Raw genomic sequence first — 12,504 nt, 5'->3', positions numbered from 1 at the left:
CTAAGGAAAAATGAATTGATCGAAACTGACCGAGCCGCCACCGGGCAGGGTGATATGGCTGTGGTAAGTGCCCAATCCTTCACTGAGCAGGGACAGATACAGGCTCGCCTCTCCCTGGGCATCAGCCTGGACCCAAAGTTTCAATCCCTGCCCCGCGCTCGCCGAACGCAGCGGTTGAGGTTGCAGCGCCTGAACGTCGAAACCTTCGAGCCAGTCACCGCCCAACTCCACTTCAAGCACTGCCTGGGGCGGGCCTTTGAGGTGCAGGATCATAGGGCTGGTGGAGCCGTTTCGATGAAACAGCTCGTACTCCACCGCCAACCGACCGTCGCTGGTTTGTACGTCACGGCCACTCAAAGGCCCCCGTGAAAACAGCCCCAACAACGTCAGGATCACCAGCAGCACCAACACATACCAACCCACCCGCTCGAAACGCCAGACCTTGAGCTGATAAGCCATGTCTTCGCGTACCGGAAACGCGCGGCTGTGAAAGTCTTCGGACTCTGCGGGATCGCTCATGACAGTGTCCTATCGCTCTCCCGCCAGGGCGCGCTGATGAAAGTATCGAAGTTGCAGGAGCGCATGCTCGGCGGCCCATAGCTGCACCTGGCTACGCGTCCCGAAAAAGCGTTCCCGGCGACTGAAAAGCGCCCGCCGCCCCTCGATGTCGAAGGCCCAGGCAAAGCACACGGTGCCGGCGGGAATCCCGTCCATGTCATCGGGGCCGAGGATGCCCGTGGTCGCCACCGCGACATTGGCATTGGCGTCATGCAGGGCGCCCAAGGCCATTTCTTCCGCCACTTCGCGACTGGTGAGGTTGAAAGTCTCGATCGTGCGGTGCCTGACCCCCAGCAGCCGTTGTTTCGCCTCCGGGGAATAGACCACATAACCGCTTTCGATCAGCGAGCCGCTGCCTGGCACCTCGGCCAACAGCGTCACGATCTGGCCGGCGGTACAGGATTCGGCGGTGGTCAGGCGCAAGTCATGATCACGCAGGTAATCCACCAGGGAATGGGCAACAGTCATAGCGCAGAGTCCTTCAGGGATGCTGAAGGGTTGACCGCTCGCACCGGCATTCATTCCCTCCGATCGCACCGGCGCAGATGCTGCGCAAATAAATGAAACCCCGGCGGGCCGCCACGTCTCCAAACCATACGGGCCTCACGCAGAGGCTGTCCTGATCAGGAGGTCGTCATGTCCGCACCCTTCGTCAAACTGTTCACCCACCCTGAGTTCGCCTGGAAAGACATTCGCGAGCAGGAACAAGCCCACCCGACCCATTACCTCGGCCATCTGCTGCTGTTGGCCCTGATCCCGACGGTGTGCCTGTTCATCGGGACCACCTGGACAGGCTGGAGCCTGGCCGAGAACGAAACGGTACGGCTCAACAGCGCCAGCGCTTTTCAATTGTGCGTATTGCTGTACCTGACCATCGTGGCCGGTGTGGTGCTCATGGGGCTGTTCATTCGTTGGATGTCGCGCACCTTCGAAGCCCGCCCTACGCTGAACCAGTGCATCGGTTTTGCAGCCTATACCGCCACGCCTTACTTCCTGGCCGGGCTGCTGGGGCTGTACCCCAACCGGTGGCTGGCCGCGGTGGTGCTGCTGGCGGCCTCGGCCTATGCGACGTTCCTGTTGTTTGTCGGCCTGCCCAAGTTCATGAACCTCAAGAAAGAACAAGGGCTGCTGTACTCGGCCAGCGTATGGGGCGTGGGATTGCTGGTATTGGTCACCATCCTGGTGGAAATGATTCTGTTCTGGTTCAACGTCTTGCAGCCCGAATACCTGCGATTCCCGGCAAGCTGAAGCTCACTTGCCGGTCGTCTTCATGCCTATACGCCGCCGCATGTCGGCGGTGATGCTCTGGCGGGTTTTCTTCAGGTCGGCCCAGGGTTCATGGCCGACCTCCGCGAGGCGCTCATGGACATTGTGAACATTCCACAGGTTCGCCCCCTTGAGTTCGGCCACTTCCTCGCGATAGATCGGCACGGACACCGGTAGGCCTTCCCGGGTCCGGGCCGCGTAGGCGCAGATGGTGGTGGCACCCAGGCCGTTGCGCAGGTAGTCGATGAAGATCCGCCCTACCCGGTTTTTCGGCCCGGACACCGCAGAGAAACGGTCCGGCAGCAACTTGGCCATGTGACTGACGATGGCATGGCTGAAGCCCTTGACCTCGTCCCAACCCAACTTGCGTGTCAAAGGCACCACCACATGGATGCCTTTGCCACCGCTGGTCTTGAGAAATGCCTTGAGCCCCAGCTCATCAAGCACCGACAAGGTCAGTTGAGTGGCTTCCACCATGCTTTTCCAGGGCAGCGCCGGGTCCGGGTCGAGGTCGAGGACGAAGCGATCGGGCTTGTCCAGATCCACCGTCGTGGCGTTCCAGGTGTGCAGTTCCACGGTGCTCATCTGCACCGCGCCGATCAGCGCCTCGGGATTGTTGATCATCATCACCGGGTGCCCGGTGACGGACTTGTCCAGGCTGGTGATGCCCGGGATGGCCAGGCGCTCGGCGTTTTTCTGGAAGAACAGCTCACCGGCAATACCCTCCGGCGCTCGCACCAGCGCCACCGGGCGGTCGGCCAGTTCCGGCAGGATGAACTCGGCGACGCTGGCGTAATACTCCGCCAGTTGTAACTTGGTGGTGCCGCTGCTGGCGTCGATGATCCGGTCCGGATGGGTAATGCGCACCTTACCGTCCATGGCCGGCGCCGTCTTGGCTTTGCCTTTCGCCTTGGCTTTTTCCGGCGCGGCCTCAGATTTTTCCTTGGAAGGCTTCTGGGTAGCGGCAGTCTTTTTGCCCGGTTTGGCAAGCTCTTCGGTAATGTCCCTGGCCGGTTTGTCGTTACGCAAGCCATGGAACACCGCATGACGCACCGAGCCTTCCTTGGTCATCTCGGCGAAGGCGACCTCCGCCAGCAACGTCGGCTCCAGCCAGTGCACGCCTTTGGCTTCATAACCCGTGGGTGGATTGACCACCGCGGCCTTTTTCGTCTCCAGAGGCAACAATTGCTGGTAGATGCTCTTGAGGGTGGTTTCGTTGAAACCGGTACCGACCTTGCCGGCATAGCGCAGCTCGCCACTGTCTGCATCGTGCAAACCCAGCAGCAACGCGCCGAAGGCGCTGCGGGCCCCTTTGGGCTCGCTGAATCCGACCACCACGAACTCCTGGCGACGTTTGCACTTGAGCTTGATCCAGTCATTGCTGCGCCGGGAAACGTAGGCACTGCCCATGCGTTTGCCAATTAATCCTTCCATTTGCATCTGGCAGGCGCTGTTGAGCAAGGCCTCCGGCGTTTCCTCGAAGGCATCGGAAAACCGCAGCAGCGGATCTTCATTGCCTTCAAGCACTGCCGCCAACGCTGCCCGCCGTTCCTCCACCGGGACTTTGCGCAGGTCCATGCCGTTGAGATACGGCAGGTCGAACAAGTAATACGCGATCTGGCCGCTGCTCCCGGCATCGAAGGCATTCTGCAGGGCCTGGAAATCCGGCACGCCCTGTTCGTTGGCCACCACCATTTCGCCGTCGAACCAGGCCGACTCAAGCCCCAGTCCGGCCAGCGCCTCGGCCTGCCTGGGCAGCTTGTGAGTCCAGTCATGGCCGTTGCGAGTGATCAGCCGGACATCGCCGCCCTCGATACGGGCCATGACCCGGTAGCCGTCGAACTTGATCTCGTAGAGCCATTCACCGTCGGGCGCGCTGTCCACCAGGGTCGCGAGTTCCGGCTTGAGCGCGTCTGGAATCGGCCCGGCGACGGCGCCGCTCAGGGTCGTTCTTGCCTTTTTCCTCGATGAGGTTGCCTTGGCGGCTTTCTCCGGCTGCTTCACGGCTTTGGCGGCAGCGGCCTTGCCACGACGCTTGGGCACGAGCGTGCGGTCGCTGAGTACGCTGTCCGGTTCGGCCTGCACCACGTCGTATTCGCTTTCGGGTCGAGCCGCTTCGTCCTGGTGTTTGATCAGGAACCACTGTTCCTGCTTGCCGGGCATGTGGGTGCGTACCAGGTTCCACAGGCCGGCAAGCTTCTCACCTTGCAGCTCGAATTTGAGCCGTCCCTTTTCGTAGGCTTCGTGGGGATCGCCCTGGGGGATCCACACGCCACGGTCCCAGACGATCACATCACCGGCGCCATAATGCCCCTGCGGAATGCTGCCCTCGAACGTCGCGTAATCCAGCGGATGATCCTCGACATGCACCGCCAGGCGCTTGACCTTGGGGTCCAGGGACGGCCCCTTGGGCACCGCCCAGCTCTTGAGTGCGCCATCCAGTTCCAGGCGGAAGTCATAATGCAACCGCGTGGCATCGTGTTTCTGGATACAGAACTGCAAGGCGTGGGCGGTCTTCGTCGATTTGCGCGAACGCTTGCCCGCCGGCTCCGGCGTGGCAGCGAAATCACGCATGCGGTTGTAGTCATCGAGGGTCTTGCTGGTCATCTGGCACCTGCGACTTGCGGCAACATCGGACTGGCCGCCGGCAACCCGACAGTTTCCGACAGCAGTTGGTCGACGACCCGGCCCAAGGCCTGTTCTGTAGAGTCGCCCAGCAACAGCCCTTGCTCATACAGGACAACCTGCCGGTCGGCACTGGCGCCTTCCTGGACGATCCGTCGCGCCTGCTTGAAGACATCCTGAACGCCCAGGGACGCCGCCGTCTCGCCGAAGGTCTGTTCGGCCAGGGCCAGCCATTCGCCGATGAGCAGCGGCTCATCCTGCCCTTCGATGATGAACTCCGCCAGGATGCCGTGACGCTTGGCCCGCCAGCGATTTTGCTTGAGGATCCACTGGGACGTCAGGCTGTAGTTCGCGCCGGGCCGGGGCAGCGCGACGGCATGGGCGACCATCAGGCGAAACAGCGAAACCAGGCACAGGGCATCCTCGACCCGGGGACAGGCATCGCAGATACGCATTTCCAGGGTGGGATAATGCGATGACGGGCGAATCACCCACCAGCAATCGCTGGGCTGGTGAATCGAGCCGGTGCGCATGAGCAGGTCGACGTAGTCGGCGAAAGCCGATTCGTTTTCAAAGAATTCGGGAACGCCCATGCGCGGCCATTCATCGCAAGCGACCTGGCGATAACTGTTGAACCCGCTGTAGGCCCCATTCCAGAACGGTGACGACGCGCTCAAGGCCAGGAACATCGGCAGCCAGGGCAGGACTTCGTTCATCACCTGCACCCGGTCCTTGTCAGCCGGCACCTCCACATGCACATGCAGACCTGACAGGACGCTGCGCCGCGCCACCCGCTGGTAATCATCGAACAACTGCTGGAAATGCAGCTCATCGGTGGGCTGCAACCCCTGCGCGGCCATCGGGTGCGAGCCGGCGCTGAGCAGCCCCAGGCCAAAGGGCGCGAGGCGTTGCGTCAGTCCCGCACGGACCTGGCCCAGGTAATCAGCCGCCTCGGGCAGGCTGCGAAAGATCGGTGATGCCACCTCGATCTGGCTCTGGAACATCTCATGGGCGAAATGCTTGCCCAGCTCGGCCCGGCATGCCGCGACCGCAGCCGCGGGCGGTTGACCGGGCATGCAGCGGGTTTGCAGGTCGGTGATGAAATATTCTTCCTCAATGCCGAACTTCAGACGCCTTTTCATCGATGCTCCCTCCGATACCCGCGCCGATGCGGGTTACCACCAACGCCACCACGGCGATCCGTTCCACGTCCTGATAACCCGGCGTCAGCAGTTCCTCGCCGAAAACATCCGGGTCCAGTTCCTTGTAGGTCCAGCCAAACTCAGGAGAATCGCGCCATGCGCCCAACGCCTCCAGGAAAGGGTCACGACCGTCGACCATCGCCACGCCGGTGTAGAGCACCAGCGAGCCGCCGGGCGTGAGCCGAGGCAAGGCCTGCTCGACGATGCGCAGCGACAGCCCGGCACCCAGGGCCCCGCCACCGTGGCGATAGGCGCGCTCGGCCGGATCAGCCATGTACGGCGGATTGGCGACAATCAGGTCGAACTGGCCTTCCACGTTCTGAAGCAGATCGCTGTGGGCGATCTCGACATTGCTCACCTCCGCCAACGCGGCGTTGACCGCGCTAAGGCGCAAGGCCAGCGGGTTGATATCCAGGGCCAGCACCTGAGCCTCACGTCGGGAACGGGCGATCACGATTGCGCCGACACCGGCACCGCACCCGATGTCCACGGCCCGGTGCACGGCGGTGAAGTTCTCTTGCAGATGGGCATGGATCAGTTGGGCGAAGCGGTAGGTGTCCGGGCCGAAAAACACCGCGTCGGCGGCTTGGGTGGGAAACCGTGAATGAGCGAACAGCAGGCCGTCCAGACTCGACCAGCGCACTCGGCTGCTGAGCAGGCCATCGCGCTCTTCCAACACCTCGGCCTCTTGCAACTGGCGTTGCTCGTCGGCGGAGATCAGCCCCGGCGCGAACGGGCGCGACCAGCCGAACACGTCCCGCAACGTTCTGGACCGTTCGTTGCCGGGGCGCGAATTGACCCGCTCATGGGTCAAGGGCGTCGGGGTGACGAAGCGATAACCGTCGGCTTGCAGGCGACGGCCCAGCTGCAGCAGCGCCAGGTCGGGTTCGGACAGGCGTTCTTCCTGATTCATGCAGGGCTCCTAGCGAAGTACGGATTTGAGTTCGATGAACCGGCGGGTGGCCAGCAATCCCGCCGGATGGCTGTGGCAGCGGGCCGAGAGCCAGGGCATGAGAGTCTGCATCTGCTCATCGGGCGCGTTGCCACGCAGGGCCTGTTGCAGGTTGCGAACATCGGGATCCTCCACCGGCATCTGAGGTTCGCACGCAGCCCCTTGATTGCGCCGCGGCGCGCTGCGGCTGCGCTCGTTCAGCCAATCTCCGGCGATCCAGTCGTGCAGCAGCTGCTTTTCGTAGGGGCTGAACACCCCGAACATGGCGGCGCCCGCCCCTTCAATCAGGTTCCAGAAGCGACTGTTCTGCGGGTCTTCGTGGCGCTTGATCCAACCTTTGTCCTGCAGCGCCTGAAGGAAACCTTCCAGTTGACCGGGCTCTGCGAGCCACTGGTTGACAGTCTTGCCCTGGAACTTGCAGTAGTCTGAATGCATATGCTGGCCGAACGGACGTTTGCGTTCGAGCATGTCGAGCACTTCGCGCTCCAGGTCGAACGCCTCGATGATCGCCCGGCTGCCCTGCCCCAGATCATTGAGGCGATAACCCAGGGTGACCCGCCGCCAGAAGGCCTCGCGATCGGCTTCCATCGGCATCAATTGCAGCAGCGACTGCACGGCCTTGTGAGCGTGGCCGGTGCTGGCGTTGTCGATGGTGACGTGCAGGGTGAAGTAATACGGGTCGATGGCCAGTTCGCTCAGCTCATAGGCGCTGATCAGCAGGTGCAAGGGCAATTGTTCATAGCCCAGGTTGTAACCGATCACCTCTGGCAAGTATTCATCGCCGGCATACCCCAGGGCCAGTTGCACCGCGCCTTGCAGGTAGCGCTCGTCATCGATGTCCGGAGTGTCCGGCAGGCCATGCTCGGCGAGCAACTTGCGATAGATCACCACATGGTTCTGCGCCGGATTACCGTCCCCCAGTTCTTCCAGGTAGGTGCACAGCAACCCTTCGAAGCGATGGTCGTGCCAGTGCTTGAGCACGCCGTACAACCAGGCACCGTCGACCAGTTTGGTCGGTGCGACGGCTTGCAGGAAGTACAGCGCATGGGCTTTGCTGCTGAAAAACTCACGGGGCCCGCCGTTTTTGCGACGTTCCAGATAATCGGCATACTGCCGGGCCACACCGGCGCTGTGCTCTTCGACCCAGGCTTGCAGCGCTGCCGGGTCATCGGGGGTTTCCTGGGGCAAGGCAGCGGCTTTTTCCAGGCAAGACTGGAGGAACGCCTGGGCCATGGATTGTTTGTCGGTATCGTCAGGGCCCTGGAGCAGGCGCTCGTAGCATTGGCGCACGTTACCGGCCTCGGTAAACGGTGCATCTGTAAACGGTCCTGCGGTGGCAGGGGTGGCAGGCTGGTGCAGGGAGGTCAGCGCAGTCATAAGGGCCTCTTCAGTTCTCGGCAGGACGCTGAATCAACACGTCTCTTCCATTGCAGAGCCCTGCGCGGGAATAAAAATTCCCTCGGATTGAACGGCAGCCGGATAAACGGAACCGTATCGACTCGCCATGCCTCGAACGAATAACCAGAGGCAAATTCCCCGCGGCACATGGATCAAGGAGCACCGATGACTTTTTCAGTGTGGGTAGCCGTGCTCGGTGCCGTCTTGTTGACCCTGGCCCTGACCTCGTCTTACCTGCGCTGGATGCCGGTAACCACCTCGGCCGTGTGTCTGGTGCTGGGTGTTGTCATCGGCCCGTTGGGGCTCGGCTTGCTGAGACTGGACATCGACGATTCTTCGGTATGGATGGAACACCTCACCGAAATCGCCGTGGTGTTTTCGCTGTTCGTCAGCGGCCTCAAGTTGCGCCTGCCTTTCAAGAATCGCACCTGGCGCGTGGCCTATGGGCTGGCCGGTCCCGTGATGATCCTGACCATCGGCGGCCTGTGCCTGGCACTGCACTATCTGTTCGGCCTCGGATGGGGTGTGTCGCTATTGATCGGCGCGATGCTGGCGCCCACTGATCCGGTGCTGGCGGCACTGGTGCAAGTCAACGATGCCCGTGATGACGACCGGGTGCGTTTCGGTCTGTCCGGCGAGGCCGGGTTGAATGATGGGACGGCGTTCCCCTTCGTGATCCTGGGCCTTTTGATGCTGCGCGAAGACAACAGCAGTGGCTTGCTGATGGAATGGACCTTGCGCAATGTTCTGTGGGCCGTACCAGCCGGTTTACTGGTGGGCTACTGGATGGGCCGCGGCATCGGCAAGCTGACGCTATCGATGCGTATCCGCAACGCCGATAGCACCCTCTCGCCCAACGACTACCTGGCCCTGGCCCTGATCGCCCTGGCTTACGTCGCCGCCGAGTCGGTCCAGGGCTATGGCTTCCTCTCGGTATTCGCCGCCGGGCTGGGGCTGCGTCAAGCCGAAGTCGAATCCACCGACGAAGAATCACCACCGGCCGAGCATCTGGTACAACCGGTGGTCGGGCACGAAACCGTCGCGCCACGACAAGCGCTGCTGGGGGATACCGAGTCCCTGGATGACGGTCAAGTGGCCGCCGGGGTGATGATGGGCGACATGCTGGCCTTCGGCAGTCTGGTAGAACGCGCCATGGAGGTGTTTTTGGTGACCCTGTTGGGGGTGGTGCTGGTCAACCATTGGGATTGGCGTGCCGTCGTCATCGGTGGCCTGCTGTTTGCCGTGATTCGCCCCCTGAGCGTCCTGGCGATCCCTTGGGGGCCATTGCTGGACAGACACCAGCGGCTGCTGATTGGCTGGTTCGGCATACGAGGCATCGGCAGCCTGTTCTATCTGTTTTTTGCCTTGAACCATCAGTTACAACCACACGTGGCGCAACTGGGTATCGACCTCACGTTGTCGGTGGTGGCCCTGAGCATCCTGGTCCACGGCCTGAGCACCCAACCCATCCTGGCCTGGTATGAGCGTCACCAGCAGCGAGCACAGGCTAACCCCCGGGATCGGTCACCTGGATAAGCACCGAATACGCCCCCAGCAGCACCCAGAACGCTGCGAAGATCCAGGGGGTTCGCAGCGAGAACAACAGCGACTTGCGGTAGCCCTTGTGGGTCGCTTCCTGCTCGCTGAACAGCGGCGACTCGTCATAGACCAGTCCCATCATCGGCTCGGCACGCAGCAGCTCGCTTTGCTTGAAATGCCAGTGATCGATGATCTCGTAGGCTGCGCGGATGCCCGGCCAGGCGTTGAGGGAGCTGAGAAAACCCAGCAGCGCCAGAAATGGCGGCACGACCAGGGTGAACAACTTGCCCCACTCGGGGTTCAAGTTGGCCATGCACGAAGCAAAAGCGATCACGAGGAAGGACTGGGCGGCCAGGTACGCATCGGTTCGATTGGCCAGGATACTGGTCTCGTACTGGATCTCCCGACGGTAGAAATCCAAGCGCTCCTTGGGGGATCCAAACAGCTTGGCCTTGTGTTCCGTCAGTTCTTCTTCCTGGGTCTGGCTGGTCAGGATTCGGGGCATTGCGCAGGTCTATTCCTCAAAGATGATTCAGCTTCGTTGGAGGAACGCACCGTCGGGCAAGTTCAAGTCGATGGACCGCCGGTCCAACGAAACGCCGGGCCGCCGCCTGCGGTCTGTAGATCATCGCAAGCACGAGGAGCAAGCGGTGGATTATGTTGGATGGGTGCAATGGCCCGCGATGATGGTGACGGTGTTGGCCGCCTGGCTGATCGGCTCGCGCCAGCCGCGCCGTCGGGTGGCCGGGTTCAGTTGCTTCATTGCAAGCAACATCCTATGGGTGATCTGGGGGCTGCATACGAACGCTTACGCCTTGATCGTCCTGCAGTTCTGCCTGTGTGCGATGAACCTTCGGGGCTTCAGGAAGAACACCACGTAGCGGCCGCGGAAACGATGTTCATCCCATCGTTTGTCCAATGACCTTCACCAGGTCGATCTGCTTGAACGGCTTGGTCAGCCGCGGCAGTTGCGTGGCGAAGCCTTCCAGGCGTTCGGCGTAGCCGGTGGCCAGGACGATGGGCAAGGTGGGCCGGCGGTCGCGTAGCAATTGCGCCAACTGAGCGCCGTCCATCTGCGGCATGGCCATGTCGGTGATCACCAGGTCGATGTCCTGGTTGGATTCGAACAACTCCAGGGCCTGGATCCCGGAAGATGCGCAAAGCACCCGGTGTCCGAGGTCTTCGATCAGCAGCCGGGTACTGGTCAGCACCAGACTGTCGTCGTCGACCACCAGCACCCGCAATTCCTGGGTCACCAATGAGGTCGATTCCCGTACCGGTATTTTCTCCGAGATCGGGTCCCGAGCCACCGGGAGCCACAATTCGGCGCAGGTGCCGACCCCCTTCTTGCTGCGAAGCAACAATTGTCCCCCCAACTGCTCCGCCAGGCCATGGACCATGGACAACCCCAGGCCAGTCCCCTTGCCGACGCCCTTGGTGGTGAAGAACGGCTCGACAGCCGACGCCAGGGTCGCCTCGTCCATGCCCTCGCCTTCGTCGACGATCGACAGGCAAACGTAGCGTCCTGGCTTCATGGCTGTCTGTGGCGAGGCCTGAGTCTCCCGTCGCTCATCGGCTGTGATCAGGATGCGACCGCCGCTGGGCATGGCATCCCGGGCGTTGGTCGCCAGGTTGAGGATGGCCAGTTCCAGTTGATTGACATCCACCAGCACGGGTGAAAGTCCTGGGGCAAAGGAGGTCTGGATATGGAACGAGGGGCCCAGAGAGCTCTGCAGCAAGCCGCTGATACCCTGCACCAGGGCCGACAACTGGACCGATTCGGACGTCAGCTTCTGCCGTCGGGCAAATGCCAGCATCCGCTGGGTCAGCGAAACGCCACGCAACGCGCCCTGGGTGGCGTTTTCCAGCAGTTGGGTGAGTTTCGGATCGCCGGGCATGCGCTTGCGCACGATCTCCAGGTTACCGAGGATCACGGTCAACAAGTTGTTGAAGTCGTGGGCGATACCACCGGTGAGCTGGCCGACGGCTTGCAGCTTCTGGGACTGGAACAGCGCTTCACGGGCCTGTTCGAGGGCCAATTGCGCCTGGGTGGCATCGGTGATGTCGCGGGTGATCTTGGCAAAACCCAACAGCGTACCGGTATCGCTGCGGATCGCATCGATGACCACGTGGGCCATGAACCGCGTGCCGTCCTTGCGCACGCGCCAGCCCTTTTTCTCGAAGCGCCCCTCGCCGGCAGCGATGCGCAGCGCCCGCTGGGGCTCGCCGGCTTCTCGGTCCTCAGGGGTGTAGAACATCGAGAAGTGCTGGCCGATGGCTTCCGCTGGAAGATAGCCTTTGATCCGTTGTGCCCCCTGGTTCCAGTTGGTGACCTGGCCGTCAGGGTCGAGCATGTAGATGGCGTAGTCGGTGACGCTTTGCACCAACAGGCGGAACTGTTGCTCGCTTTGCTTGAGGGTTTCCTCGGCCATTTTGCGATCGGTCAGGTCACGGGTGATCTTGGCGAAACCGAGCAAGGCACCGCTATGGCTGTCGATGATCGGATCGATGACGACGTGGGACCAGAACAGCGTACCGTCCTTGCGTACCCGCCAGCCCTCGCCTTCGAAGCGGCCTTCGCGCACCGCCGTATCCAGTGCCTGTTGCGGCAAGCCAGCGGCCCGGTCCTGATCGGTATAGAAACGGGAAAAATGCTGGCCGATGATCTCCGCTTCCTCATAACCCTTGAAACGCCGGGCGCCGGAGTTCCAGCTGGTGATGATGCCCGTGGGATCGGTCATGTAGATGGCATAGTCGACCACGGCATCGATGAGCAGGCGAAAACGCTGCTCTTCGTTGATGCGGGTGATCGAGGGCTCATTCTCAGGCATTTTGGCCGTAACATCCGTCTGGATTTTTTTGCGAATTATGGAACAGTTGGTGTCTCGGGAAAAAGTACCGCACACCCAACGGTATTCTGAGCGCCCCTGGGTGGGAGCGAGCCTGCTCGCGATAGCGGTGGGT

11 protein-coding genes are annotated in these 12,504 nt (G+C 61.9%); 3 read left to right on the top strand and 8 right to left on the bottom strand.

Features of this window, described 5'->3' with window-relative positions; translation table 11 throughout:
- Together EGM97_RS05800 and EGM97_RS05795 are read right to left on the bottom strand one after the other, a co-directional pair.
- On the bottom strand, positions 1 to 519 hold the full coding sequence (locus tag EGM97_RS05800) for a hypothetical protein (RefSeq protein ID WP_238963002.1): 519 nt from the start codon (positions 517 to 519) through the stop codon (positions 1 to 3).
- A gap of 9 nt (positions 520 to 528) precedes the next feature.
- Positions 529 to 1,026 carry a CinA family protein gene (locus EGM97_RS05795; RefSeq protein WP_238963001.1) on the bottom strand — a complete coding sequence of 166 codons (498 nt, stop codon included), beginning with the start codon at positions 1,024 to 1,026 and terminating at the stop codon, positions 529 to 531.
- A gap of 168 nt (positions 1,027 to 1,194) precedes the next feature.
- Between EGM97_RS05795 and EGM97_RS05790 the strand changes: the two genes are divergently transcribed.
- On the top strand, positions 1,195 to 1,806 hold the full coding sequence (locus tag EGM97_RS05790) for a Yip1 family protein (protein WP_238963000.1): 612 nt from the start codon (positions 1,195 to 1,197) through the stop codon (positions 1,804 to 1,806).
- Between the two features lie 3 nt (positions 1,807 to 1,809).
- On the opposite strand, the gene ligD is transcribed toward EGM97_RS05790, so the two are convergent.
- Genes ligD through EGM97_RS05770 form a run of 4 tightly spaced genes read right to left on the bottom strand, consistent with a single transcriptional unit; the run spans position 1,810 to position 7,980 of the window.
- On the bottom strand, positions 1,810 to 4,431 hold the full coding sequence (ligD, locus tag EGM97_RS05785; RefSeq protein ID WP_238962999.1) for a DNA ligase D: 2,622 nt from the start codon (positions 4,429 to 4,431) through the stop codon (positions 1,810 to 1,812).
- A complete protein-coding gene (locus EGM97_RS05780; RefSeq protein WP_238962998.1) occupies positions 4,428 to 5,591 on the bottom strand; it encodes a carboxylate-amine ligase in 1,164 nt (387 codons plus the stop codon). The genes ligD and EGM97_RS05780 overlap by 4 nt, the downstream gene beginning before the upstream one ends.
- The gene (locus EGM97_RS05775) at positions 5,563 to 6,564 is read right to left on the bottom strand and encodes a methyltransferase (RefSeq protein WP_238962997.1); all 1,002 of its coding nucleotides are present in this window, start codon (positions 6,562 to 6,564) and stop codon (positions 5,563 to 5,565) included. The genes EGM97_RS05780 and EGM97_RS05775 overlap by 29 nt, the downstream gene beginning before the upstream one ends.
- Positions 6,565 to 6,573: 9 nt before the next feature.
- Positions 6,574 to 7,980: an iron-containing redox enzyme family protein gene (locus EGM97_RS05770; RefSeq protein ID WP_238962996.1), complete on the bottom strand. Its 1,407-nt coding sequence runs from the start codon at positions 7,978 to 7,980 to the stop codon at positions 6,574 to 6,576.
- Positions 7,981 to 8,166: 186 nt separating this feature from the next.
- Here EGM97_RS05770 and EGM97_RS05765 point away from each other — a divergent pair, with 186 nt between their 5' ends.
- Positions 8,167 to 9,537, top strand: a complete 1,371-nt coding sequence (locus tag EGM97_RS05765; RefSeq protein ID WP_238962995.1) for a cation:proton antiporter — start codon at positions 8,167 to 8,169, stop codon at positions 9,535 to 9,537.
- Here EGM97_RS05765 and EGM97_RS05760 read toward each other — a convergent pair.
- On the bottom strand, positions 9,509 to 10,045 hold the full coding sequence (locus EGM97_RS05760; protein WP_238962994.1) for a hypothetical protein: 537 nt from the start codon (positions 10,043 to 10,045) through the stop codon (positions 9,509 to 9,511). The two genes, EGM97_RS05765 and EGM97_RS05760, sit on opposite strands and share 29 nt — an antisense overlap.
- Before the next feature lie 145 nt (positions 10,046 to 10,190).
- Between EGM97_RS05760 and EGM97_RS05755 the strand changes: the two genes are divergently transcribed.
- The gene (locus EGM97_RS05755) at positions 10,191 to 10,421 is read left to right on the top strand and encodes a hypothetical protein (protein ID WP_238963021.1); all 231 of its coding nucleotides are present in this window, start codon (positions 10,191 to 10,193) and stop codon (positions 10,419 to 10,421) included.
- 18 nt (positions 10,422 to 10,439) lie between these two features.
- Here EGM97_RS05755 and EGM97_RS05750 read toward each other — a convergent pair whose 3' ends face one another.
- The gene (locus tag EGM97_RS05750; RefSeq protein ID WP_238962993.1) at positions 10,440 to 12,371 is read right to left on the bottom strand and encodes a hybrid sensor histidine kinase/response regulator; all 1,932 of its coding nucleotides are present in this window, start codon (positions 12,369 to 12,371) and stop codon (positions 10,440 to 10,442) included.
- Between the last annotated feature and the right edge of the window lie 133 nt (positions 12,372 to 12,504).

Origin of the sequence: Pseudomonas sp. AF32 (genome assembly GCF_022342325.2) — a bacterium.
Classification (GTDB): Bacteria; Pseudomonadota; Gammaproteobacteria; order Pseudomonadales; family Pseudomonadaceae; genus Aquipseudomonas; species Aquipseudomonas uvaldensis.
This window is presented reverse-complemented; position numbering and strand designations above follow the sequence as displayed.

What these genes read in the sequence shown, in the direction of transcription:
- EGM97_RS05760 (WP_238962994.1), bottom strand. Translation starts at nt 10,045, where the DNA reads ATGCCCCGAATCCTGACCAGCCAGACCCAGGAAGAAGAACTGACGGAA.
- EGM97_RS05750 (WP_238962993.1), bottom strand. Translation starts at nt 12,371, where the DNA reads ATGCCTGAGAATGAGCCCTCGATCACCCGCATCAACGAAGAGCAGCGT.
- EGM97_RS05800 (WP_238963002.1), bottom strand. Translation starts at nt 519, where the DNA reads ATGAGCGATCCCGCAGAGTCCGAAGACTTTCACAGCCGCGCGTTTCCG.
- EGM97_RS05765 (WP_238962995.1), top strand. Translation starts at nt 8,167, where the DNA reads ATGACTTTTTCAGTGTGGGTAGCCGTGCTCGGTGCCGTCTTGTTGACC.
- ligD (WP_238962999.1), bottom strand. Translation starts at nt 4,431, where the DNA reads ATGACCAGCAAGACCCTCGATGACTACAACCGCATGCGTGATTTCGCT.
- EGM97_RS05770 (WP_238962996.1), bottom strand. Translation starts at nt 7,980, where the DNA reads ATGACTGCGCTGACCTCCCTGCACCAGCCTGCCACCCCTGCCACCGCA.
- EGM97_RS05795 (WP_238963001.1), bottom strand. Translation starts at nt 1,026, where the DNA reads ATGACTGTTGCCCATTCCCTGGTGGATTACCTGCGTGATCATGACTTG.
- EGM97_RS05775 (WP_238962997.1), bottom strand. Translation starts at nt 6,564, where the DNA reads ATGAATCAGGAAGAACGCCTGTCCGAACCCGACCTGGCGCTGCTGCAG.
- EGM97_RS05790 (WP_238963000.1), top strand. Translation starts at nt 1,195, where the DNA reads ATGTCCGCACCCTTCGTCAAACTGTTCACCCACCCTGAGTTCGCCTGG.
- EGM97_RS05780 (WP_238962998.1), bottom strand. Translation starts at nt 5,591, where the DNA reads ATGAAAAGGCGTCTGAAGTTCGGCATTGAGGAAGAATATTTCATCACC.